We start from the raw sequence: 20,478 nt of genomic DNA, 5'->3' as shown, positions 1-20,478 counted from the left end.
GCGTGCGCGATTAAGCGGACACTGTCAGTGAAGGGCGATCTTTACGGAAGGCATTTTTCACCTGAATTTTGCCATCACGTAGCGTAAATATATCCACCATACGTGCTTCAACTCGCGTACCGTCAGCTTTGGTGCCACAAAATGTAGATTCTGTTACAGCGCGGTCGCCACTAATAAAGTGATCGCCATCTAGCCATTGTGCATCAGGGAAATTCTTCCATGCGAGTTGAAATGCAGTTTTAACGTCATCAAACCCATAAAAGCTTGCCCCTAAAAGGTCAGCACCTGCAATGGCATGGAATTCACAATCGGTTGTCATGCAGTTCATTAATGCATCTATGTCGTGATCATTCCATGCTTGAGAAAAGGTGTTTAAAAAAGCGAGGGTTTCTTGATTACTCATTGTATTAGCTTCCTGATTATTCATGTTAATTTACTCCAAACATCATAATTGTGTGAACTGTATTCCATATAATGAAATATTTTGTATCGTATTTGATACTTTTTATCAATATAAGACCTATTTACTAAGGTGAAACTCCTTAAAATAGGGGGTACTTATTTTTTATCTTGTTGGTGGTATATTTTTATATATCAAAATGGTTAAAAAAATAGCAATGACAATTACGATTAAATAAGGTCAATGGAATGGCCATCACTGCTGCGCTGATAACGCCACATAGCATGAATTCAGGTTGCACGTTGCTGAATGTATTCAGCGGTGTAGAGAGTTGTTTTGTGCTCATGAATTGATGACCTTGTAATGGAAAAACTACCTGGCCCAATCAATGAGCCAGATTCACTCCGACAAGGGTTAGACGAAATCTTTATACTTTTCCAAGTGACGAACGGGGGTTGATAGTGCATCACGGCGGAAAGGATCACCGAGCTCACGGGTACACATGATTTCTATGATGGTGGTTTTACCTTCATTCATCTGCATATCGATGGCTTTCTTAAGGGCGGGTCCAACATCTTCAAGGCGATCAACGGTGACGCCTTCCGCGCCCATTGCTCGTGCTATCTCAGCAAAACTTTCGTTATCCAATTCACCTGCGACAAAGCGGCGGTCATAGAAATCGACCTGATTTTTCTTTTCTGCACCCCATTGACGGTTATGGAACACGACAGCGGTAACGGGGATATCGTGACGCACACAGGTCATGGTTTCCATTAAGCTCATTCCCCAAGCTCCGTCACCAGCGTAGGAGACTGCTGGGCGTTCTGGCGCGGCAACCTTGGCCCCGATAATCGTTGGGAAGGCGTAACCACAATTACCAAAACTCATGGCCGCAAAGAAGCTTCTTGGCTTGTCAAAGCGGAGATAACTGTTGGCGATGGAATTAATGTTACCGATGTCGGTAGAGACCATCACATCTTCAGGCATGGCTTTTTCAAGTTCACGTAATACCTGACGAGGGTGTAAATATTCGCCGCCAGAGAAAGGGGTTTCTGCGGCATTTTCTTTAATCATGTCTAAGCTGAATGCATCCGTTTCATGAGTCCATTCGTCTAGCTCTTTTTCCCAAGCTGCTTTTTCTGTGCAGATCTTATCTTTACGTTGGGCAAGGGTAGCGTCACAGTCTAAGGTACGTTTAGCAAGACGCTCAGTAAGGGCGATGGCAGCGGCTTTTGCATCGCCACAAATGCCGACAGAAATCTTTTTCACGAGTCCTAGCATCTTGTTGTCAGCATCTATCTGAATGATTTTTGCGTCTTTTGGCCAATAATCCATGCCATGTTGAGGTAAGGTGCCAAATGGGCCTAAGCGTGAACCTAATGCGATAACCACATCAGCTTGAGCGATTAACTTCATGGCGGCTTTTGAACCTTGATAGCCTAGAGGACCACACCACAGTTCGTGACTCGCAGGAAATGAATCGTTGTGTAAATAGCTATTGACCACGGGAGCACCTAAGCGTTCAGCAAGGGCTTTACACTCTTCAATGGCATCACCCATGACAACGCCGCCACCGGAAATAATGACTGGGAATTTAGCTTTAGCGAGTAAATCTGCTGCTTCATTGAGGCTAGATTCTCCACCAGGCCCTCTGTCAAGGCGTGAAGGCTTAGGGATTTCTACCGTGCTCTCACCGTAGAAATAATCCCGTGGAATATTAAGTTGAGTGGGACCCATTTCGCTTAATGCACGATCAAAACAACGGCCCGTGTATTCAGCCATACGATTAGGATGGGTAACATGCCCTTGATATTTAGTGAATTCTTGGAACATTGGAAGTTGATTACATTCTTGAAATCCACCTAATCCTTGAGTCATCGTGCCGGTTTCTGGTGTGATAATCACCACAGGGCTATGGGCCCAATATGCAGCCGCAATGGCGGTGACACAGTTGCTTATTCCTGGCCCATTTTGACCTATCACTACACCATGATTCCCAGAGACTCGAGAGAAGCCATCGGCCATATGGCCTGCACCTTGTTCGTGTACGACGGGAATAAGGCGGATACCTGCTGGAGAAAATATATCCATGGCATCCATAAATGCTGATCCCATAATACCGAATATATTTGTGACATCATTGGCGACCATAGTTTCTACGAAGGCCTCGGATGGGGTCATCATAGTTGGACCTTCAACAACAGCTCGGTCATTTTGTTTGCTCATAATGAGTAATTCCTCTAATGCTTATCAAATAAATTTGTTTTATGGAATGAAAGGTTCCACTAATTGAACTGCACTTACATTATGAGCTATAAAACATCCTGTCAAACAATTATTTTATAAAATGGTACTTTTTGTTCTGATTTTTGTTTTTACGTGTTAGTTTCATGGTCAGCAAGTAAGTATTGACACTGGTTTATCTCCATCAATTGACAGAATGAGAAGAGTTAACATGTCATTTAAAATTAAATGTTGAGTGGATTAAATATAATGAATGAGCCCATAAATACATCAATTGTGCATCCAATAAAGGTCGAGATTAGTGTGCGTGAAGTCTTTAACATAGATTCTGATTTAGTGGTTACTGGCTTTAGGGATCCCGATGCTTATGTGCCAGACATTGATGTGGGTTATCACTTTAATAAAGAAGTGACATTGGCTATTTTGGCCGGTTTTGAGCATAACAGACGTGTCATGTTGCAAGGGATGCATGGCACAGGCAAATCGACGCATATAGAGCAAATCGCTGCGAGACTCAATTGGCCATGTTTACGGGTTAATTTAGATGGCAATATCAGTCGATTAGATCTAGTGGGTAAAGACACTATCGTCATTAGAGAAGGCAAGCAGGTGACTGAATTTCAAGAGGGGATTTTACCTTGGTCTATTCAGCGCCCTATCGCACTTATTTTTGATGAATATGATGCTGGACGGCCAGAGGTGATGTTTGTGATCCAACGGATTTTGGAGCGGGATGGAAAACTGACATTATTAGATAAGAATAAAGTGATTTCTCCTCATGCCGATTTTCGTTTATTTGCGACAGCCAATACCATAGGGCAAGGGGATTTTTCTGGTATGTATCGTGGTGTCCAAGTATTGAACCATGCGCAAATTGATCGCTGGAATATTTTAGCATCGCTTAACTATTTACCTCAGGATGAGGAAGTGAGCATGGTATTAGATCAAGTGACTAATTTAAAAGGGGAGTGTCGAAGTTTAATCGATGCAATGGTGTCATTAGCTAACTTGACCAGAAAAGGCTTTGTTGCAGGAGAACTGTCTACCTTGATGTCGCCTCGTACAGTGATCACTTGGGCAGAGAATTATGACATATTTGATGATCTTCATTTGGCCTTTAGGCTGTCTTTTTTGAATAAATGTGAACAGCAAGAGAAAGGGCTAGTTGCTGAATATTTTCAGCGGTGTTTTACACAAGAATTGAGCTTAATTGAGTAAGATAATGACTTTTTTCAATATAGTAGATGCTGTTCAGCGTGAAGAACACGCTAAAAAAACGGATAAAGTGGCCACTGCTTTGCTAAACACTTTCAGCAGTCAATGTGATGCTCAAACGGGCTTACCAATGGCTTATTCGTATCGTAATTTTACACTTTATAGCCATACGCGTGTCATGCCATTTTATGCGCCACATATACAGGTGTATTGGTCAAAGACTGCATGCCATGAACTGGAAAAAGAGGTTAATTTACCCCCCATAGCAGTAACATTAGCCCCCGATCCACGAGGCAGAATCGATGCATTGTCATTAAGGCTGCTCTATTCAGATCTTAATGTGCACCAGAGTCGCCAACCTGCCACGCAAATAGCGGCACTCGTGTATGAAATGTTAGAGCAATTTAGAGTGGAAAGCCTGATCCCAAGACAATGGCCTGGAATGAGGTTCAATGTTGATAGCTTATTTACGCATTGGTCACAGAGTTTCTATTATTCAGGGCTCACCAATACAGCGATAGGTATACTGCTTTATACCTTAGGGCAGGTAAGTAGAGCAAAATTAATGGCTCAAGCTGTGCTTGCTGAAACAGAAAGCGTGATAGAACACACGCGTTTGGCGCTTGCCACCTCCATAGGTACCCAACTATCTGGTTTACGTCAAAGTCGACATGATCAAAGCCTGTATGGGGATTATGCACTGGATATTGCCAGTATTATTGAGTCGATGATTGAAGTGGAATCATGCGAATTAACGGCTGATGAACAAAGAGATAATCGTGATAAAGTGGTCAAGGGTTTTACGATTTTACTTGAAATTGAGAACCATGAGAGTGTTGAATTTCCCATCGTCAATACGGGTACCAGTCGTGTTCTTGTTGCAGCGAGTCAGGTTTATCAGGTGTTTACCACTCAATTTGATAAGGTGATATTTCCTGCTAATCTCGTTCGTATTGAGTTACTGCAGGAATATAGGGATCAGCTTGATAAGCTGGTTGCGCAACAGAAAATTAATATTAATCAATTGGCGCGTCAAATCTCAACCAGATTGAGTCGACTTAAAGTTGATGATTGGCGATCATCGAGAGATGAAGGGTATATCGATGGCGGACGCTTACCTTTATTAATTAGCTCACCAAGTGAGACAGCCCTCTTCTATCAAGCTGATGCTAAACCTAACATTGATTGTCATGTGAGTTTTTTAGTCGATTGTTCAGGTTCGATGAAGACGCATATTAGGCAAGTGGCAACAGTACTTGATATTTTAGTACGTGCATTTGATATGGCGGGTACCGCCACCGAAGTCTTAGGGTTTACCACTGGGGCTTGGAATGGGGGAGCTGCACTGAAACAATGGCGCAGGCAAGGTTGTCCAACGGATCCTGGCCGCTTAAATCCAGTGTGGCATTTGATCTTTAAACACGCAAAACAAAGTTGGAGGCGTGCACGATTGGGGTTGGCTTCCATGTTTAAATTGGATTTATTTCGCGAAGGAATAGATGGAGAAGCGGTGCAATGGGCCTGTCAGCGACTGTTAACCCAGGAGTCTACACGCAAAATTTTAGTGGTGATCTCTGATGGTTGCCCTATGGATACGGCAACGAATCAAGCAAACGATACGTATTATCTCGATAATCATCTCAAAGCGGTAGTTGCTGAGCAACAAAGAGCTGGGGTGGATATCGTGGGGTTAGGGGTGGGAATTGACTTGAGTCCTTATTATCCTAACAATTTGGGCATGGATCTAACACAGGCGCTTAATGCGGCTATGTTTACTCAGGTGATTGAGATGATCACCAAGTTACAGCAGAGACCATAGACCTGATATCAGCAGATGCCCGCCAATTAGTATTAATAAAGTAAACACCACATAGCGCATGTGCTGGGGGCTTAAAGCTGGCGGAAAACGCCGCACCAGTAAAGTGGTAACAGAAACTAATGGGATAGCGAATACTGATAGTATTAAGATCTCATCGGTGAGGAGACCATAAAATGCGAGGTAGCCACTGCGAATTGCACAAATGCAGGCAAATAACATAAGTAGCATGTTACGAATAGTGACGATGGAAAAAGGCTGACGATAAAAGTGAAAGACCAGTGGTGGTCCCGCAATGCCAAATAAGCCACCAGTAAAGCCCGATGCAAGGCCACTGACGAAAAAACTGGCGTCATGACTACGAGATTGATGTTCACGGTTTTTTGCACTGAGCATCGAGCTTACGCCACTGATTATGATCATAATCCCGAGTAAAATTTGCAGTATGTTAGTTGCAAAATCGCTTAAGTAAGCAAGTAATACCACCCCAATAATGACCCCTGGACATACCGCGATTCCAGCAGCGCACATGGCGCGCCAATCTAGTTGTTTGAGGCAACCAGGTAGAGAAAACGCGCAATTAACTAACGTGATTAAACTGACCACAGCAGCGATAAAATTAAGGTCTGCCAGTCCAAATGCTGTGGTGGCACCGGTGACGATGATCCCCAGACCAAAGCCCGTAGCGGTTTGAAAATAAGTACCGACGACAATGATTAACAACAGTAAAACTACGGTACTTGTCATCGCTCTCTCCGTTGATGATATAATATGCTCAACTCTGCATCTTGAGTTGGTGTCACGAGTGTAATGGTATTGCGATAGGTGTCAGTTGATCTCTTGGCGTTACAGGTGTCAATGCTTGTGCTTGTACTACCGTTACCGCAATGACTAAAAAGATGTCGTTGGCATTACAGCCACGAGACAGATCATTGGCAGGTTTTGCTAATCCTTGGAGTAGAGGACCAATTGCGAGAGCTTGAGCCATTCTCTCAGCCAGTTTATAACCGATATTACCGGCCTCTAGATTGGGAAATATTAATACATTTGACTGGCCTTTCACTTTGGAATTAGGGCCTTTTTTCTCGGCAATATCGGCAACAATTGCTGCATCGAGTTGAACATCAGCGTCTATGGCTAAGTTAGGCATGGCCGCTTTGACAATATTTGAGGCGTTGACCACTTTATCGACGGCTGAATGTTTAGCGCTACCATTGGTCGAAAACGACAACATGGCGACTTTTGGGTCTTCACCGAGTAAGGCTTGAGCATTGCGAGCTGCAGCCATAGCGATGTCAGCCAGCTCTTCGGCGTTTGGGTCGATAACCAGCCCACAATCAGAAAAAATGATCCCCCCTTTAAGTTGATGAAATGGCTGGCACATGATCATTAGAAAAAAGCTCGACACCAACTTAGCTTGAGGGCTAATCCCGATCACTTGAATCGCACTACGAACCACGTCTGCAGTATTATTTACCGCACCTGCCACAGAGCCATCGGCATAGCCGAGATCCACCAAGAGATTAGCAAAGCACAGCGGTTTATGGACCTCTTGCTGTGCGGTGGTTAAGGTCATTCCTTTGTGCTTTCTTTTAGCAAAAAGTGCCTGACTAAATTCATCAATCAGAGGTGAGTGAGCAGGGTCAATGACCGTGATCCCATTGAGTAACATCTTACTGTGGTTGTCAGTGATTAATTGAGAAATGGTGTCAATTTTCCCCACTAAGATGATGTTTGCAATGCCTTCTTCACTTGCACGTAACGCGGCTTGAACAATGCGTTGATCATCACTTTCACATAACACGATGGTTCGGGGAGAAAGGCGTGCTTGTTCAATTATTTTGTCAATCACTTTCATATTTATGCTCTTCTTATCGTTGAGGCGAAATGGCCATCCTTGCTTTGAAATCAATGTTAAGCATTACTTGCTATAGGATTAAGAATTAAATTCATCTCAAACATGTAAGTGAGACAAAAAGTTCCATTAATTGTGATTTGTTTGTGATAGTATGTGCTATATACCATTAACGTCAATGAATTATCAAAAAAAGTCGTTATAATCTATGGCTCTCATCTGTGATAAACCAAAATGGGGATATATGAAAGGATCTCAAAGTGATCAAACTAACTCTGCTCGAGTCAATGGCGATACACCTACCTTGCGTCTTTTTTCATTACTGGAAGTGATTGCACAAAGAGATGAGTTTTTTTCATTGCAGGGACTGGTCGAAGAGACTGGTTTACCTAAACCCACCTTACACAGAATGCTGCAACAACTTGAAGCAGCAGGTATTATTCAACGTGATGGTGATGAGCGCCATTACAGTACCGGTGGTCGATTACGAAGATTGGCAGAGCAATTGTTGTTAAATAATACGACTCATAGTGCGAGACGAACTGTGTTACGTCAACTTGTTGATGACGTAGGTGAGAGTTGCAACATTACCGCGTTATCCGGTGGTGAAATTGTTTACCTTGATAGGATAGAAACGGCTGCTCCATTGAGATTTTATTTGCATTCAGGCTCCAGAGTGCCGGTGCATTGTTCGGCAAGTGGAAAATTATTTTTGTCTGAAATGAGCACTTCCCAGCGCAAAAGATTATTGACTCACGTGGCATTAACTCAGTACACAGAAAAAACTATTGTAGATATTAATGCGTTAGAAACTGAGATAGACAACGTAAAGAATGCGGGCTATGCCATTGATAATGAAGAGTATTTACCGGGGTTGTTGTGTGTTGCTGTTTTGGTGCCAGCACCTACTGGTCGGGCGAATTTATGCTTAGCGATACAAGCTCCCATGATGCGTTTAAAGCCAGAAAGTGCCTTGCATTTTTTACCTGCTTTGCAACGCGCAGCGAGTGCGTTAGCGGCCATTGAAGCCGAAAGTTGGCCTGCACAGGTATAGATGGTAGTCATACTGCTTGGGGGGTGAGATGACATTATATTAAGGATGTCAGTGTTGGCCGTAATCGGTCGGGCAGTACAAACTCTTTGCGCTTACCTGTGATAGGGCAAGCGAATTTAAGATAACAAGAAGTGAGTTGCAGATTGACGTCTGACTCCTTCGCTACGCCGTGCAGTCTATCGCCGACAACAGGGTGGCCAATAGAGGCCATATGAATACGGATTTGGTGTTTTCGGCCTGACTCTATCTTGACCTCAACCATGGATCTGTGTTGCTGAGGATCATAGGCTAGCAGCCTGGCGTGCGAACAAGCAGGCTTGTTGTCTATAGGGGTGTTGATTGTGATGCTCGGGTTGTCAGACTGCAAGTTGATTAAGTGACCTTCAACAATCACCTGATAATATTTATCTAATGCTCTGGTTTCGAAAAGCTTAGCTAATGCCGCAGTGGTGCGTTTAGTGTGCCCGATCAACACAAGTCCGGTGGCTGCTCTGTCTAAGCGGTGAATGATAAAAGCGGGTCTGTCAGGCGTTAAATGAGTTTGTGCATAGCGGTTGATGGTGGTGTGGTCGCCCCATTTTGAGCCTTGGCATAGCATGCCATAGGGTTTGTACCAGAGGCTATATTGATCTAAGTCTGCGATTAATTCAGCATCATCGACTTGATGTTGCAACACCTGTTGATTGTAATAAAGATGTAGCTCATCACCTATTTTTAGCGCTTTCTTTCCCCGTCTAAGGCGTGATGTATGCTGTTGGCGAGTATGCCATACCGCCCCTTTTGTCATGGCCTGTTTGATTTGCTGTTTAGAGAGTTTGCTTGCTTTTGCAAGCACAGAAGCGGCATTATCTTCGCTTGATGTCACAGTAACGTGGCTTTCAATTTTGTTGGGGGGCATTGGGTTCATAGAGGGGTTAATGTGTTCTGGCAGTATGAGGTAGTGGAGGCTAGTTTACACTATTTTCATTGTGATCGGGGATCAGGTTTATGGGGTAAGTATCTACATACTGATCAAGCCTTTTATTCGTAATGAGTACATTATTTAGTGGTAACAAATGCCGGTGATGCAGTCATTGATGAGACGATACCTTGTGCGAAACTTTTTGCCAGTTTTTCACTGCTGCCAGTGTAAATAGACAAGACGCCAAAGGTAAACACTAAGACAATAATTTGAGCGACTATCCCTGAAAAACCACCTGCAATCCAATCAATACACTTGCGTGTATTGCTTTTTTTCGGCGTATCGTTCACCACTGTTTTAAACTTGTCTAATAACTCATTTTTAAGTTTTGTTTGTTCTTTACTGAGTATTTTATTGAATTCGTTCTGTTCTTTCTCAAGTTGTTTTCTATCTTGTTCGAGAATTGTCGATTTATTTTGGTATTCCTCAATAGTTTCTTTTGATAATGTTTCACCAATAAGATTAGCCATTCTAATGGCTTTGGAGCGAAAATCATCAAGGGCAGTTTGTGAACACAGAGTGTCATCATGGAAGTTTTCTAGTCGTTTAGCGATTTCAGGGCCGCTTTTTCCTTTATTACCTAGGGCCTTGGCAATTTCATCTTTACGGAATTTATACAGTGCGTAAGCGAGCAAGCCAATCGGATCGTTATTTGATTGTACTAACGCGTTAAAGACCCATTTTTTTGTCATATGACTTACAATTCCTAAAAATTCACACTTGAGGCGTTATTTTAGATAAAACTGTAAGCAAATCAAAGCTATTTGTTGGTTACTTGTTATATGGTTATCGTATTTGTAAAAGCAGAATTAAATGCGTTAATAGCATTCAAACAGCTTAGTGTTTGTTTTGGCTCGGATTTTTCATGTAATAGTTCCGAAATATTGATCGAGTGTAAACGTCCAATTAACTCATTTTCTTTTTCAGATAAGAAAACATCTTGAGTTGTGGCCACTAATGTTGTTTTATCATTGCTCATTTAAACCCCATGGTGTGCTTAAAATGTGTTAATCGCATAAATTGTATCGAAATTTAACACGATATGCAATTGAGCTATTTGATCATTTTAATGTATAGAGTATATATTTTTTTCCAGAAAAAGCATCATTTCCTGTCGTTATCATAATTCGATGGTTTAATCGTGTTAGCTAAACATCAACTCGAGCCCTATCCCGTGAACGGGAAGTTGGCAGACGATGATGAAAGTCTTGTATTTCAGTAATGGGTGCTACTGTTTATGGAGCAAACGTTTAGAGTTAGGGCTGTTTTATCACGTTGAGGGCGAGGGTGATAAAATCAACTACCCGATACTGAGCAATTAAATACTCATGTTATTGAGCTGTCGGAAAAGGTCCTCACACTTCAACAACAGCTCGACTGGTTTAAGTGCCAGTTTTTTGGCCGCAAGAAAAAAACTGATCGGTTCTTTAGTGTTGTTTAGGCATTAAGTGCATTTGATTGGCGCTGATGATATTAGCGATTTCATCATAAACTGCTCTAATTCTTGGCGTAGACGTCTCGTTGGCGTGGCTGATTAACCATAGGGACTCTGGTTTGATGGCGGGAATTTCTATTTGAGTTAAATCGTCAGATAAAAAATGTGGCAATATTCCAGCACCTAATCCACTGCGAATAGCAGCTTCTTGAGTGGCAAGAGTATTAAAGCGCAAATTGGGGGGGCGGTTAGTGATTTTTGTGAGCAATTTGGCTGCAGGTAAATCTATGTGGCAGTCCCAGCCTATTAGTGGGACGTTATCGAGGTTTGTATTTTGATCTTTCGATGTAAACATTCCTGACGATATACTTCCCACTTTACGCACCGTTAGGGCTCCTTGCTCTGGCCGCTTTAAACGTAAAGCAATATCAGCATCTCCTCTGGCAATACCGACATTATATATTCCCGTCACGACTTGTAGTTCTAATTTTGGGTAGCGCTGAATAAAGGGCTGTAGTTGAGGTATAACGATGCGTAGTGCTAACATTTCTGGAAGTGCTACTCGCACTGATCCTTCAAATTCGTTCTGCTGTTTTCTAACGTTAGCTTTAAAAGACGCGAGGGTTTTCTCTACATTCTGAGCTTCTTTGTAAAATGATAATCCATCAGTAGTAGGTTGATAGCCAGTAGGGTGCTTAATGAAAAGAGTGGTACCAATTTCATGCTCTAAACTAGCCACTTTTCGACTGACTGTTTGTGGGCTAACCCCCAATTTAGATGCAGCTTTGCTTAGGCTGCCATGTCGTATAACGGCAGTGAAAAAATAAATATTTTCAATATTCATGACCATTCCATTTATGGATAGCTAATTTCTAATATTATCCATTTTAACTAGGGTTGAGAGCTTTTACACTGGATATCTATAGTTAGTTACAGAGAAGTTATTATATGGATACTCTTTTATCTATTTCCCCGCTGTCTTCGATTGCTACAGTTAATGCGTATTTGACAGCTTTTGCTGAAAAGAATATAGAAGTGGCGCTGCAGTATGTTAGTGATGATGCCATTTGGCATGTTGATGGCGATCCTGTTTTAAAAACGGTCGGTATAGTTCAAGGTAAAGATGCAATTAGACTGTGGTTAACGCGTTTCCCCGAAGGGTTTATACCTCTTGATGTTAAGTTAGAACCATTAATTGATGTCACTCCAGATGTGATTGCTATTGGCCATTTTCGCCATCGTGTGGTGAGTACAAATGCCATTGCTGATGGTGACTTTATGATTCGATTTACCACAAGCAACGGGCAGATCACCCGTTATCAAATATTTGAAGATTCACTGATGTTATCTAAAGCTCATCATAGTCAGTGGCCGCAACGTTCAGCGCGTGTAAATGGTGTGCAGTATGGCTGGGATGATCATGGGGAGGGACCAACGTTGGTATTTTTACATGGTTTATTTCTTGATCGAACATTTTGGTCTCCCGTGATTAAGCGTTTAAGTAAACCATTTCGATGTGTGGTATTTGATATGCCAGGTCATGGTGCGAGTGGTTGGCGTGAAGGGTTAGATTTAAATGCTATTGCGAATGATATTGCCTTGTGGCTCATTGAAAATAACATTAGCAAAGTTACGCTAGTTGGGCACAGTCAAGGAGGTATGATTGCCTTACGGATAGCGGCTAAATATCCCCAATTGTTGAATAAGCTTGTGCTCGTTAATACCAGCACTCGGGCGGAAGCACCCTCGCACATGCCTCTATGGCAACAGCGACGGTCTTTGTTATTGTCGTTGGATGAAAAAAATAGGCAAAGCGTATTTGAAGATATACAAAAGATTAAATACACGTCGTCGTGGTTACAGGCTCACCCTGCCTATGCAAGAGATGACATTAATAAACAAATGAAAGCAAATCCAAGGATGTTGGCTTATGCAATGGATGCAGCTGTCATAGAACGTGAAGATATACGTGAAATACTGAAAGAAATAACGGTGAATACCATTGTACTTGCAGGTACAGAGGACATTGCTACTCCGTCAGCTCATGGAGAAGAAATTGCACGGTTAATGCCTAATGCGACCTATAGTGCAGTGAAAAAGGCTAGCCATTCTATCCCAGTAGAAATGCCTGAGGCATTAGTGGAATGTTTTTAAGCTAAGTTAACTGTGCCACTTATGATAGGAAATAATAAGGGGTACATCATTATGTTTTCTCAGAATCGCGCAATTAATGCGACGTTTAATGGCGCTATTATTCCTCATTTGGAGTGCCATGAGCCTGCCAGCTCAGGCAGTGCAAGGTCATACTGTATTTATTCCTATTGCGGTGGGCGATATTATCACAGATGAAAGCGGTAAACCGCGCATTATTAAGGTCACGGGGACGGCTTATTCACTGGCGGGTTTGTCCCTTGGCAGTAACAAGGTCGAAGTACAGACCTGTAATGCTCGTCATCAATGTGGAGTAGGTTATTTAGCGGGTACGGTATCGCGCAGCAGCAAAGTCACTGATCAACATACTGACATGTTAGGCACGCCAGTACTGGAAACTGATGCGTCCGCTAATGTGGTCAGTCTCAGTGTGTACGAGTCATTCGGTAAACACCGTAAATAAGCCCACAGCTTTACCGGAGGCGGTGTTTTTCAAGGTAGGTTAACTCAATATCAGGTCAATCTGGAGTAATAAGTGAAGCTTATATTAACAGTGATAACTTTCAAACCATGAATGATTTTGAAAAATTGATAATTAGTTTGGTGATATTAGCCTCATTGGTAATGGTTGTACTTTTTTTTAGTCCTAGTGTAATAGAACAACGTATTAAACCTGAAAATCTACCTCATCAAGCACAGTGGGTTGGAGGAATAGATGGTGGGGATTGGATTGATTGCCAAAATATTGATGATTCAACAATCTCATGTTCGATTTATACTGAAAATTCGGGTGAATTAATTGAAAAGTCATTATTTAAAGGGGCATTGGAGGGAAATGGATTACAGATTGACTTTTATGATGGCTCAAAAATTGTTACTTTGAATGGAGTGATTTTAAACAAAATAGATAATTTAAAATAGTGCTGAATCTAAAGCTCTTTGTAAAGTGTCCCGATATTTAGATACTTCTTATCTCTGAAGAACGCAAACCTGTTGATGGCAGGTTTGCATTTGCTGTCAGAGTATCGACAGATTATAGAACCCCACGGCGTTGTTGATCACGCTCGATGGATTTGAATAGGGCGGTAAAGTTGCCTTCACCAAATCCGAGGTTGTTTTTGCGCTGTATGATTTCGATAAAGATAGGACCAAATAAGTTCTTGGTGAAGATCTGAAGCAGATAACCCTCTTTGTCACCATCGATCAAAATTTGGTGATGCTTAATACGTTCTCTGTCTTCTGTTACTTGAGGAAGTTTATCGAAAATGGTTTCGTAGTATTCAGGAATAATGTCTAAGGTTTGAATCGACGAGCCTTCCATAGCGTCGAGTGAGGCGACGATGTCACGGCTTCTAAAGGCTAAGTGTTGTACTCCTGGGCCATCGTATTCTCTTAAATACTCATCGATTTGATTTTTCTGATTGCCTTTTCCTTCATTAATTGGAATACAGAAACTGCCATCGGGTGAGCGCAGTGCATAGGACACTAATGCGGTTTGTGATCCTTTAATATCGAAGTAGCGAACCTCGGTAAAGCCGAAAATGTCTTTGTAAAAATTAGACCAGAATTCCATGGTCCCTTGGTGGACGTTGTTGGTTAAGTGATCGACCTCGATGAACCCTTTTTCTTGCGTAATGACCGGATTGTCGAGGTCAATAAAATCATGTTGGTAGATGTTGTTCTGCTCACCAAAGATATCGATGAAATAGATCAGGCTATCGCCGATGCCGTATATAGCAGGGTAGGGATGATCTTTGCTGGCATCATCGGCGGGTTTAGCTCCTCGTTCGACGGCGCCTTCGAAGGCAAATTGAGCATTTTCAACGCGCCAACCCATAGAGCAAATAGCAGGTCCATGGCGCTTAGTAAACAGTGAAGAAAACCCGTTACGTTCGCTATTAAGCAGGAAGTTAATGTCATTTTGCTTGTAGTAGGCAATGTCTTTTATTTTACTCTTTTTTAGTTTAGAGAAACCAAAGTCAATAAAGACTTGATGCATGAAATCAAGTTCTGGTGTGGCAAATTCAGTAAATTCGATGCCTAGTAATCCCAGTGGATTTTGTTCACTTGCCATTTTTTGTCCTCGTTCAATTGACATACTCAAAGTCCGTTTTAGTCAGGTATTGAGTCAAGTTTTAGCGTTGCACTCAAAAGGTGACGCTAAGTTGATGCTATAAGCTTTATTATTGTTATGATCTTCACCCTGTTCAATGGCTCATTTTCCACTGATACATCTCACAAATTGAGTGAATACACGATCTATATGACCAATTTAGTGGGTGACATGGGCAAAAAAAAGAATAATAATTGCGTCATCTCAATCAAAAAAATAGATGGTAGTGTGTTCTTTACACTTTTGGAGGCCATATGCGGATCGATGTTGATGCATTTAATGTGTTGCAGGTTGTTGTTGAAGAAGGCAGTTTTGCTAGGGCTGCAGAGCGTTTGCATAAGGCGCAATCGGCGGTAAGTTACCAAGTCAAAAAGCTTGAGCAACACCTAAATGTAAACCTTTTTTGTCGAGATCTGTATCGTGCTGAATTAACGCCTGAAGGCAAGATAATTCTTGCTGAGGGGAAAAAACTGTTGCAAAACCTTGCCAATATTGAACATTTAGCCAGTCGGTTCAGTGATGGGTGGGAGCCTAAGCTTGAGCTTATTGTGGATGGATCGTTGCCTATGGAGCCAATTATGAGGGCACTTAAACGCATGTCTTTGGAAAATATTCCTACAAAAATCCAGTTGAATGTGGAGTTTTTAGGGGGAGTTCAAGCGAGGTTTGAACGAGACCATGCAGACTTGATGTTGGTCAAAGATTACAGATCTGGACCTCATTACCGTCCACAGTCACTGCCTGACATTACCAGTATTCTAGTGGTTTCTATACAGCATGCATTAGCGACAAAAAAAAATGTTTCCCTGTTCGAGTTACAAAGTCATGTTGAGTTGACCATTGAAGATTCATCTCCAGATATGAACTATCACGATGAACTGCAGTTTGGTGGTGATAAGGTATTTTACCTATCAGGGTTTATGATGAAAAAAAATGCGCTGGAGATGGGATTAGGTTTTGGCTGGATGCCTGACTTTCTTATTCAGGAAGAGCTTGAGAGTAAAGCAATGGTTGAAGTCGATTTTAACGGTGGCAGCCGATATAGTTTTAGCCCTAAATTGGTCTCGACGTTACAAAGGCCGTTAGGAAAGGCGGGGAATTTATTTACAGCGTTTATTCTCGATGAGTTTGCCAAAGATATATGCTAGTGCCCATGAATGTCAGCCTTTACTCATAACAATAACCGGATATAAACGTCAGCTTAATGCTGACGTTTATATCCGTTGATTGAGAAAGCGTGAATGCTTAGTTACTAAATGGGACCGGTCTTGGTGTATTAGCATTTGATGGCGGTAAAATAGGCAACACTATTTTTGGCAGCTCACCTGTGAGTGATTTAAGAAATGCGACTATCTCTTTATTTTCCTGTTTTGATAAACTTTGTCCTAATTGAATATCGGCCATGGTATTAACCGCTTCTTCCAAGCTCCAGGTTGCTCCATCATGGAAATAAGGAGCTGTTAACTCTATATTTCTTAATGTTGGGACTTTAAATACGTGTTTATCTGCAGGGTTCCCGGTGACAGCAATTCGACCTACTGCTGGGTTTTTGGTGTTAAATGGCTTGATTAATCCCATTTTCATGTACAGGGTTCCACCGACAGCTGCACCGTTGTGGCAGCTGATGCAACCTTTAGTTTTGAACAGCTTATATCCAGTGATAGCGTCGGTCGTGATAGCTGACATGTCGCCTAATAAGTATTGATCAAAAGGACTATGTGGTGTTACAAGTGTTTTCTCAAATGCGGCTATGGCGTCAGTAATATTGTCGATATTAACTTGGCCATCAGGGTAGATATTTTTGAACTTTGTTTTGTAGTTGGGGATCGAGCTTATGGTTGATACAGCCATTGTGTGACTGAAGCTCATTTCCTTTGGGTTTTCGATGGGGCCGCCAGCCTGCTCTTTAAGATCTTTAGCGCGCCCATCCCAAAACTGGGCTAGACCATACACCGCATTTAATACCGTTGGAGAATTAATGGGCCCTTCTTGCCAATTATGACCAATCGAAGTGGGTAATGCATCGACGCCACCCATAGAGAGGTTATGGCAAGAATGACATGAGATAAAACCTGATTTTGAGAGTCTTGGTTCGAAAAAAAGCATCTTACCTAATTCAACTTTTTCTGGTTCTGTAATGAGCGCTGGTTTGATGATGTCAATGGGTTCTTTTGCTAGTACTGAAGAGGCACAAATTGAAGTGAATATGCCAAAGGCAAAAGAGTGAAGTAATTTCATAATAGACCTTAGTTTAAGATGTTCAATTCGATATTAAATCATCGATAAGAGCATGATATTAAGTGCTAATGTTTTTTCATAACGCGTTGTTTCGATTGTTACTATCGTATATTTAGATTGTTTTTTAGTGATTTAGATCACGGATAAAAAAATAAAATTCAGCTAGGTTTTTATATTATAAAGAGGCTTCCTTTCCGATTAATTTACTCACCAGACACCATTAAGCAGATAGATTGGCAGAATATGATCTCAGTCTCGTTCACTAAGCTTTCTTCATGTCAGATGATATCAGTCTTTTGTTGTATCAATTTCGAGCTATTTTTTATTTTATTTCATTTAACACAGTGTATTATTGTGAGGTGATGAGATAACTAATGGGTGGTAATATTTGGTGGTTTATTATCGGGAGATGATTTATATCGAGTGCGAAAATTCTTTAGTTTATGCAGATAAAAGTAAACTGATGATGATTATTTTTTTTCTGTTGGGGATATTTTGCACCAGTTTTTCAGCCAAACTTAATGCCGATACTTTACACTTAACCTCACTTCATTGGCCTCCTTATTCCAGTAGCCAATTAGCCAAACAAGGGGCAGTAATAGAGATCACACGTGCAGCCGTCAATGCGATGGGTCATGAACTGGTCGTGGATTTTTATCCTTGGAGTAGAGCGATCCGGTTAGTGAATAGAAATAACTCAAAATACAGTGGGTATCTACCTGAGTACCCTTTTCAATCCGATAAATTTGTGTTTTCAGATACATTGGGTATTAGTCCATTAGGATTGGTAGAGCAAAATTTACATCCTCTTAGTTGGTCCAAAGTGTCCGATCTTAATCAATATACTTTAGGTGTTGTTAAAGATTATGTGAATACCAGTGAACTTGATGACATGATTAAACATGGAATACAAAAGGTTGAAGTGGTTAATTCTGATGAGCATAACTTAACCAAAGTGGCCACAGCAAGAATAGACGCTGCTGTTATGGATATGCATGTGTTGCAGTTTTTACTTTTACAAGAAGAGTTAACGCCTCTGAGTAATCGAGTGCAAGTCAACAGAAAGATATTAGCCAATAAGCAGATGAAAATAGCCTTTGTGAATACAGTTAAAGGTCAATTTTGGCGTGATATTGTTAATGCAGGCTTAGCGAAAATAGATCAAGAGTCCATGTTGTCTGATTACATAGAAAGTGGAGGTAAAAAGTAGGCGTAGGGAAAAGTATTGTCTGCGGAGAGACTTCATCTGACGCTTGAGGTGAGCCAGATGAAGATGTGAAGTTAATCTCTAGCGACAACACGCTGCCCAATGGGAGTTAAACTTAGCATGGCTAACTTAAGATGCTGTAGACCAAATGGAATACCTATGATAGTAATAAAGCAGGCTAAAGCATGAGTAATATGCCCGATTGCTAGCCAGATCCCAAAAAGTAAAAACCAAATGATATTACCAATGGTTCCGAATGTTCCTGTTCCTATGTCTTCGTTGCCTGTGAGCTTTTTTCGGTTCATGCTGTCTTGACCAAATGGCCAAAATGTCATTTCACCTATCACAAAGCAGGCTTTTGCGAATGGAATACCGATAATGCTGATATAACAGAGTAAACCTGCCAGCCACCATGCTAGCCCCATCACAAAACCACCAAGAACAAACCAAGCTATGTTAAATATCAAACGTAATACTGCCATTAATGGCTCCTAATAAAGGGTGAGGCTCATAAGAAAGAGCATAAATCAGTGTCGATTTATATAGTATGCTATTTCCATGCCAATATTTTATCATATTGTAAGTATTAGGTTTTATTGTATTTGTGTTTACGTTAATGGTCATAAATACTGATAGTTAGTTATTTTACTCAAGGGTTATCAAGTGATAGCATTCACTTGATATAAGGTTTGGAGTTTATTTCTACATGAAGCTTAGTAATACACCAGTTGAGTCAATACGTATATTTGGTAGAGAAATTTTTATTAAACGTGACGATCTTCTTCATCCTGAGTTTTCTGGTAATAAGGCGCGTAAATTTGCATATTTTCTAGCCCACGATTTTCCTGAGACAACCAAACTTATTGGTTATGGCTCACCGCAAGCAAATTCTCTCTACTCGATGTCGGCATTGGCTAAAATAAGAGGTTGGCATTTAGATTTTTATGTTGATCATATTGCTGCACACATTAAGACGCAAACCCAAGGGAACTATGTTGCAGCCTGTGAGAACGGCGCTAATGTGATCGATCTTAGTGAGCGGTTGGACAGAGAGGGACGCACGAGTGAGCAGTATATAAAGGAGTCTGTATTAATCAATGAATCCAATGCATTATTTATCCCAGAAGGAGGCCGTTGTGAGTATGCTGAATTTGGTATTGTTCAATTGGCAAAAGAAATTATCGACTGGGCAGTCCATACTGCTCAATTTGATTTAACTGTTTTCCTTCCTTCAGGGACGGGTACTACAGCGCTTTTTTTGAATAAACACTTTATTGAATCAGGTGTGGATATTCGAGTATTGACGTGTGCTTGTGTTGGTGGAAATGATTATTTGAAGCAACAATTTAGCGAGCTTTCTCAGATAACCAGCTTTTATCCGGAGATCGTGCCTCTGCCTAAAAAGTATCATTTTGGTAACTTGTACCGTGAGTGTTACGACATGTGGAACAGTGTTAGTAAGCAAGGAATAGTGTTTGATCTTTTATATGATCCTGTAGGCTGGCTGGCATTGGAAGAATACTTGAAAAAAGGTAATAAACTATCATCTATTTTGTATTTACATCAGGGAGGCTTATTAGGGAATAGCAGTATGTTACCTCGGTATAAACGTAAGTTTGGGTAAATGCGTATGCTAGGGATTAATGGGTTGAGTTTATATCAATGGGATATTTTGCTGTTTTTACCAGTTGGTCAGGCTAAGTATCTGTGACATTGATACGGCCTAGACCAAAGGTAGGTGCTGCTTAGATGCTTAATAGCCAACGTAATGAAAGTCGGTCCTATTTAT

The 20,478-nt window shown here is 41.3% G+C and carries 21 protein-coding genes; 9 read left to right on the top strand and 12 right to left on the bottom strand.

The window, feature by feature from the left end; translation table 11 throughout:
- Positions 1-10 precede the first annotated feature (10 nt).
- The 3 genes from HQQ94_RS14875 to xsc all read right to left on the bottom strand — a co-directional run bounded on the left by HQQ94_RS14875 (position 11) and on the right by xsc (position 2,626).
- On the bottom strand, positions 11-427 hold the full coding sequence (locus HQQ94_RS14875) for a nuclear transport factor 2 family protein (RefSeq protein WP_217274045.1): 417 nt from the start codon (positions 425-427) through the stop codon (positions 11-13).
- A gap of 160 nt (positions 428-587) precedes the next feature.
- On the bottom strand, positions 588-746 hold the full coding sequence (locus HQQ94_RS14870; RefSeq protein WP_173295152.1) for a hypothetical protein: 159 nt from the start codon (positions 744-746) through the stop codon (positions 588-590).
- Between the two features lie 68 nt (positions 747-814).
- Complete coding sequence (xsc, locus tag HQQ94_RS14865; protein ID WP_173295151.1) at positions 815-2,626, bottom strand: sulfoacetaldehyde acetyltransferase; 1,812 nt, start codon at positions 2,624-2,626, stop codon at positions 815-817.
- A 267-nt stretch (positions 2,627-2,893) separates the two neighbouring features.
- On the opposite strand from xsc, the gene HQQ94_RS14860 reads away from it, so the two are divergent.
- Together HQQ94_RS14860 and HQQ94_RS14855 are read left to right on the top strand one after the other, a co-directional pair.
- On the top strand, positions 2,894-3,862 hold the full coding sequence (locus tag HQQ94_RS14860; RefSeq protein WP_217274044.1) for a MoxR family ATPase: 969 nt from the start codon (positions 2,894-2,896) through the stop codon (positions 3,860-3,862).
- Positions 3,863-3,866: 4 nt separating this feature from the next.
- Complete coding sequence (locus tag HQQ94_RS14855) at positions 3,867-5,678, top strand: cobalt chelatase (RefSeq protein WP_173295149.1); 1,812 nt, start codon at positions 3,867-3,869, stop codon at positions 5,676-5,678.
- Here the strand turns inward: HQQ94_RS14855 and HQQ94_RS14850 are convergent.
- Together HQQ94_RS14850 and pta are read right to left on the bottom strand one after the other, a co-directional pair.
- Positions 5,661-6,422 (bottom strand): sulfite exporter TauE/SafE family protein, encoded by a 762-nt coding sequence (locus HQQ94_RS14850; protein ID WP_173295148.1) that lies wholly within the window; start codon positions 6,420-6,422, stop codon positions 5,661-5,663. The two genes, HQQ94_RS14855 and HQQ94_RS14850, sit on opposite strands and share 18 nt — an antisense overlap.
- A 52-nt stretch (positions 6,423-6,474) precedes the next feature.
- Complete coding sequence (gene pta / locus HQQ94_RS14845; protein WP_173295147.1) at positions 6,475-7,533, bottom strand: phosphate acetyltransferase; 1,059 nt, start codon at positions 7,531-7,533, stop codon at positions 6,475-6,477.
- A 241-nt stretch (positions 7,534-7,774) separates the two neighbouring features.
- Here pta and HQQ94_RS14840 point away from each other — a divergent pair, with 241 nt between their 5' ends.
- The gene (locus HQQ94_RS14840; protein ID WP_173295146.1) at positions 7,775-8,584 is read left to right on the top strand and encodes an IclR family transcriptional regulator; all 810 of its coding nucleotides are present in this window, start codon (positions 7,775-7,777) and stop codon (positions 8,582-8,584) included.
- Between the two features lie 34 nt (positions 8,585-8,618).
- Here the strand turns inward: HQQ94_RS14840 and HQQ94_RS14835 are convergent, their stop codons facing one another.
- From HQQ94_RS14835 to HQQ94_RS14820, 4 genes are all read right to left on the bottom strand, one after another.
- Positions 8,619-9,482 carry an RluA family pseudouridine synthase gene (locus HQQ94_RS14835; protein ID WP_173295145.1) on the bottom strand — a complete coding sequence of 288 codons (864 nt, stop codon included), beginning with the start codon at positions 9,480-9,482 and terminating at the stop codon, positions 8,619-8,621.
- A 140-nt stretch (positions 9,483-9,622) separates the two neighbouring features.
- Positions 9,623-10,237 (bottom strand): hypothetical protein, encoded by a 615-nt coding sequence (locus HQQ94_RS14830; RefSeq protein WP_173295144.1) that lies wholly within the window; start codon positions 10,235-10,237, stop codon positions 9,623-9,625.
- A gap of 86 nt (positions 10,238-10,323) precedes the next feature.
- Positions 10,324-10,524, bottom strand: coding sequence for a hypothetical protein (locus HQQ94_RS14825; RefSeq protein ID WP_173295143.1), 201 nt, complete (start codon positions 10,522-10,524; stop codon positions 10,324-10,326).
- 448 nt (positions 10,525-10,972) lie between these two features.
- Positions 10,973-11,824 (bottom strand): LysR family transcriptional regulator, encoded by an 852-nt coding sequence (locus HQQ94_RS14820; protein WP_173295142.1) that lies wholly within the window; start codon positions 11,822-11,824, stop codon positions 10,973-10,975.
- Between the two features lie 104 nt (positions 11,825-11,928).
- Here HQQ94_RS14820 and HQQ94_RS14815 point away from each other — a divergent pair, with 104 nt between their 5' ends.
- From HQQ94_RS14815 to HQQ94_RS14805, 3 genes are all read left to right on the top strand, one after another.
- Entirely contained in the window at positions 11,929-13,134 is a 1,206-nt protein-coding gene (locus HQQ94_RS14815) for an alpha/beta fold hydrolase (RefSeq protein WP_173295141.1), read from the top strand.
- Between the two features lie 118 nt (positions 13,135-13,252).
- Positions 13,253-13,594: a hypothetical protein gene (locus tag HQQ94_RS14810; RefSeq protein WP_173295140.1), complete on the top strand. Its 342-nt coding sequence runs from the start codon at positions 13,253-13,255 to the stop codon at positions 13,592-13,594.
- Between the two features lie 107 nt (positions 13,595-13,701).
- On the top strand, positions 13,702-14,052 hold the full coding sequence (locus HQQ94_RS14805; RefSeq protein ID WP_173295139.1) for a hypothetical protein: 351 nt from the start codon (positions 13,702-13,704) through the stop codon (positions 14,050-14,052).
- Positions 14,053-14,164: 112 nt separating this feature from the next.
- On the opposite strand, the gene hppD is transcribed toward HQQ94_RS14805, so the two are convergent.
- Positions 14,165-15,205 carry a 4-hydroxyphenylpyruvate dioxygenase gene (gene hppD / locus HQQ94_RS14800; protein WP_173296664.1) on the bottom strand — a complete coding sequence of 347 codons (1,041 nt, stop codon included), beginning with the start codon at positions 15,203-15,205 and terminating at the stop codon, positions 14,165-14,167.
- Positions 15,206-15,498: 293 nt separating this feature from the next.
- Here hppD and HQQ94_RS14795 point away from each other — a divergent pair, with 293 nt between their 5' ends.
- Complete coding sequence (locus HQQ94_RS14795; protein WP_173295138.1) at positions 15,499-16,392, top strand: LysR family transcriptional regulator; 894 nt, start codon at positions 15,499-15,501, stop codon at positions 16,390-16,392.
- Positions 16,393-16,489: 97 nt separating this feature from the next.
- Here the strand turns inward: HQQ94_RS14795 and HQQ94_RS14790 are convergent, their stop codons facing one another.
- Positions 16,490-17,482, bottom strand: a complete 993-nt coding sequence (locus tag HQQ94_RS14790; protein WP_173295137.1) for a cytochrome-c peroxidase — start codon at positions 17,480-17,482, stop codon at positions 16,490-16,492.
- Positions 17,483-17,945: 463 nt separating this feature from the next.
- On the opposite strand from HQQ94_RS14790, the gene HQQ94_RS14785 reads away from it, so the two are divergent.
- Positions 17,946-18,692, top strand: a complete 747-nt coding sequence (locus tag HQQ94_RS14785; protein WP_173295136.1) for an ABC transporter substrate-binding protein — start codon at positions 17,946-17,948, stop codon at positions 18,690-18,692.
- A gap of 71 nt (positions 18,693-18,763) precedes the next feature.
- On the opposite strand, the gene HQQ94_RS14780 is transcribed toward HQQ94_RS14785, so the two are convergent.
- Positions 18,764-19,171: a YccF domain-containing protein gene (locus tag HQQ94_RS14780; RefSeq protein ID WP_173295135.1), complete on the bottom strand. Its 408-nt coding sequence runs from the start codon at positions 19,169-19,171 to the stop codon at positions 18,764-18,766.
- A gap of 224 nt (positions 19,172-19,395) precedes the next feature.
- On the opposite strand from HQQ94_RS14780, the gene HQQ94_RS14775 reads away from it, so the two are divergent.
- On the top strand, positions 19,396-20,313 hold the full coding sequence (locus tag HQQ94_RS14775; protein ID WP_173295134.1) for a 1-aminocyclopropane-1-carboxylate deaminase/D-cysteine desulfhydrase: 918 nt from the start codon (positions 19,396-19,398) through the stop codon (positions 20,311-20,313).
- Positions 20,314-20,478 lie beyond the last annotated feature (165 nt).

The sequence above is a fragment of the Shewanella sp. VB17 genome, from assembly GCF_013248905.1.
GTDB lineage: Bacteria > Pseudomonadota > Gammaproteobacteria > Enterobacterales > Shewanellaceae > Shewanella.
Note: the sequence above shows the minus strand (reverse complement) of the source record. Positions and strands in the feature narration are given on the sequence as shown.

What these genes read in the sequence shown, in the direction of transcription:
- HQQ94_RS14875 (WP_217274045.1), bottom strand. Translation starts at nt 427, where the DNA reads ATGAATAATCAGGAAGCTAATACAATGAGTAATCAAGAAACCCTCGCT.
- HQQ94_RS14870 (WP_173295152.1), bottom strand. Translation starts at nt 746, where the DNA reads ATGAGCACAAAACAACTCTCTACACCGCTGAATACATTCAGCAACGTG.
- xsc (WP_173295151.1), bottom strand. Translation starts at nt 2,626, where the DNA reads ATGAGCAAACAAAATGACCGAGCTGTTGTTGAAGGTCCAACTATGATG.
- HQQ94_RS14860 (WP_217274044.1), top strand. Translation starts at nt 2,894, where the DNA reads ATGAATGAGCCCATAAATACATCAATTGTGCATCCAATAAAGGTCGAG.
- HQQ94_RS14855 (WP_173295149.1), top strand. Translation starts at nt 3,867, where the DNA reads ATGACTTTTTTCAATATAGTAGATGCTGTTCAGCGTGAAGAACACGCT.
- HQQ94_RS14850 (WP_173295148.1), bottom strand. Translation starts at nt 6,422, where the DNA reads ATGACAAGTACCGTAGTTTTACTGTTGTTAATCATTGTCGTCGGTACT.
- pta (WP_173295147.1), bottom strand. Translation starts at nt 7,533, where the DNA reads ATGAAAGTGATTGACAAAATAATTGAACAAGCACGCCTTTCTCCCCGA.
- HQQ94_RS14840 (WP_173295146.1), top strand. Translation starts at nt 7,775, where the DNA reads ATGAAAGGATCTCAAAGTGATCAAACTAACTCTGCTCGAGTCAATGGC.
- HQQ94_RS14835 (WP_173295145.1), bottom strand. Translation starts at nt 9,482, where the DNA reads ATGCCCCCCAACAAAATTGAAAGCCACGTTACTGTGACATCAAGCGAA.
- HQQ94_RS14830 (WP_173295144.1), bottom strand. Translation starts at nt 10,237, where the DNA reads ATGACAAAAAAATGGGTCTTTAACGCGTTAGTACAATCAAATAACGAT.
- HQQ94_RS14825 (WP_173295143.1), bottom strand. Translation starts at nt 10,524, where the DNA reads ATGAGCAATGATAAAACAACATTAGTGGCCACAACTCAAGATGTTTTC.
- HQQ94_RS14820 (WP_173295142.1), bottom strand. Translation starts at nt 11,824, where the DNA reads ATGAATATTGAAAATATTTATTTTTTCACTGCCGTTATACGACATGGC.
- HQQ94_RS14815 (WP_173295141.1), top strand. Translation starts at nt 11,929, where the DNA reads ATGGATACTCTTTTATCTATTTCCCCGCTGTCTTCGATTGCTACAGTT.
- HQQ94_RS14810 (WP_173295140.1), top strand. Translation starts at nt 13,253, where the DNA reads ATGAGCCTGCCAGCTCAGGCAGTGCAAGGTCATACTGTATTTATTCCT.
- HQQ94_RS14805 (WP_173295139.1), top strand. Translation starts at nt 13,702, where the DNA reads ATGAATGATTTTGAAAAATTGATAATTAGTTTGGTGATATTAGCCTCA.
- hppD (WP_173296664.1), bottom strand. Translation starts at nt 15,205, where the DNA reads ATGGCAAGTGAACAAAATCCACTGGGATTACTAGGCATCGAATTTACT.
- HQQ94_RS14795 (WP_173295138.1), top strand. Translation starts at nt 15,499, where the DNA reads ATGCGGATCGATGTTGATGCATTTAATGTGTTGCAGGTTGTTGTTGAA.
- HQQ94_RS14790 (WP_173295137.1), bottom strand. Translation starts at nt 17,482, where the DNA reads ATGAAATTACTTCACTCTTTTGCCTTTGGCATATTCACTTCAATTTGT.
- HQQ94_RS14785 (WP_173295136.1), top strand. Translation starts at nt 17,946, where the DNA reads ATGATGATTATTTTTTTTCTGTTGGGGATATTTTGCACCAGTTTTTCA.
- HQQ94_RS14780 (WP_173295135.1), bottom strand. Translation starts at nt 19,171, where the DNA reads ATGGCAGTATTACGTTTGATATTTAACATAGCTTGGTTTGTTCTTGGT.
- HQQ94_RS14775 (WP_173295134.1), top strand. Translation starts at nt 19,396, where the DNA reads ATGAAGCTTAGTAATACACCAGTTGAGTCAATACGTATATTTGGTAGA.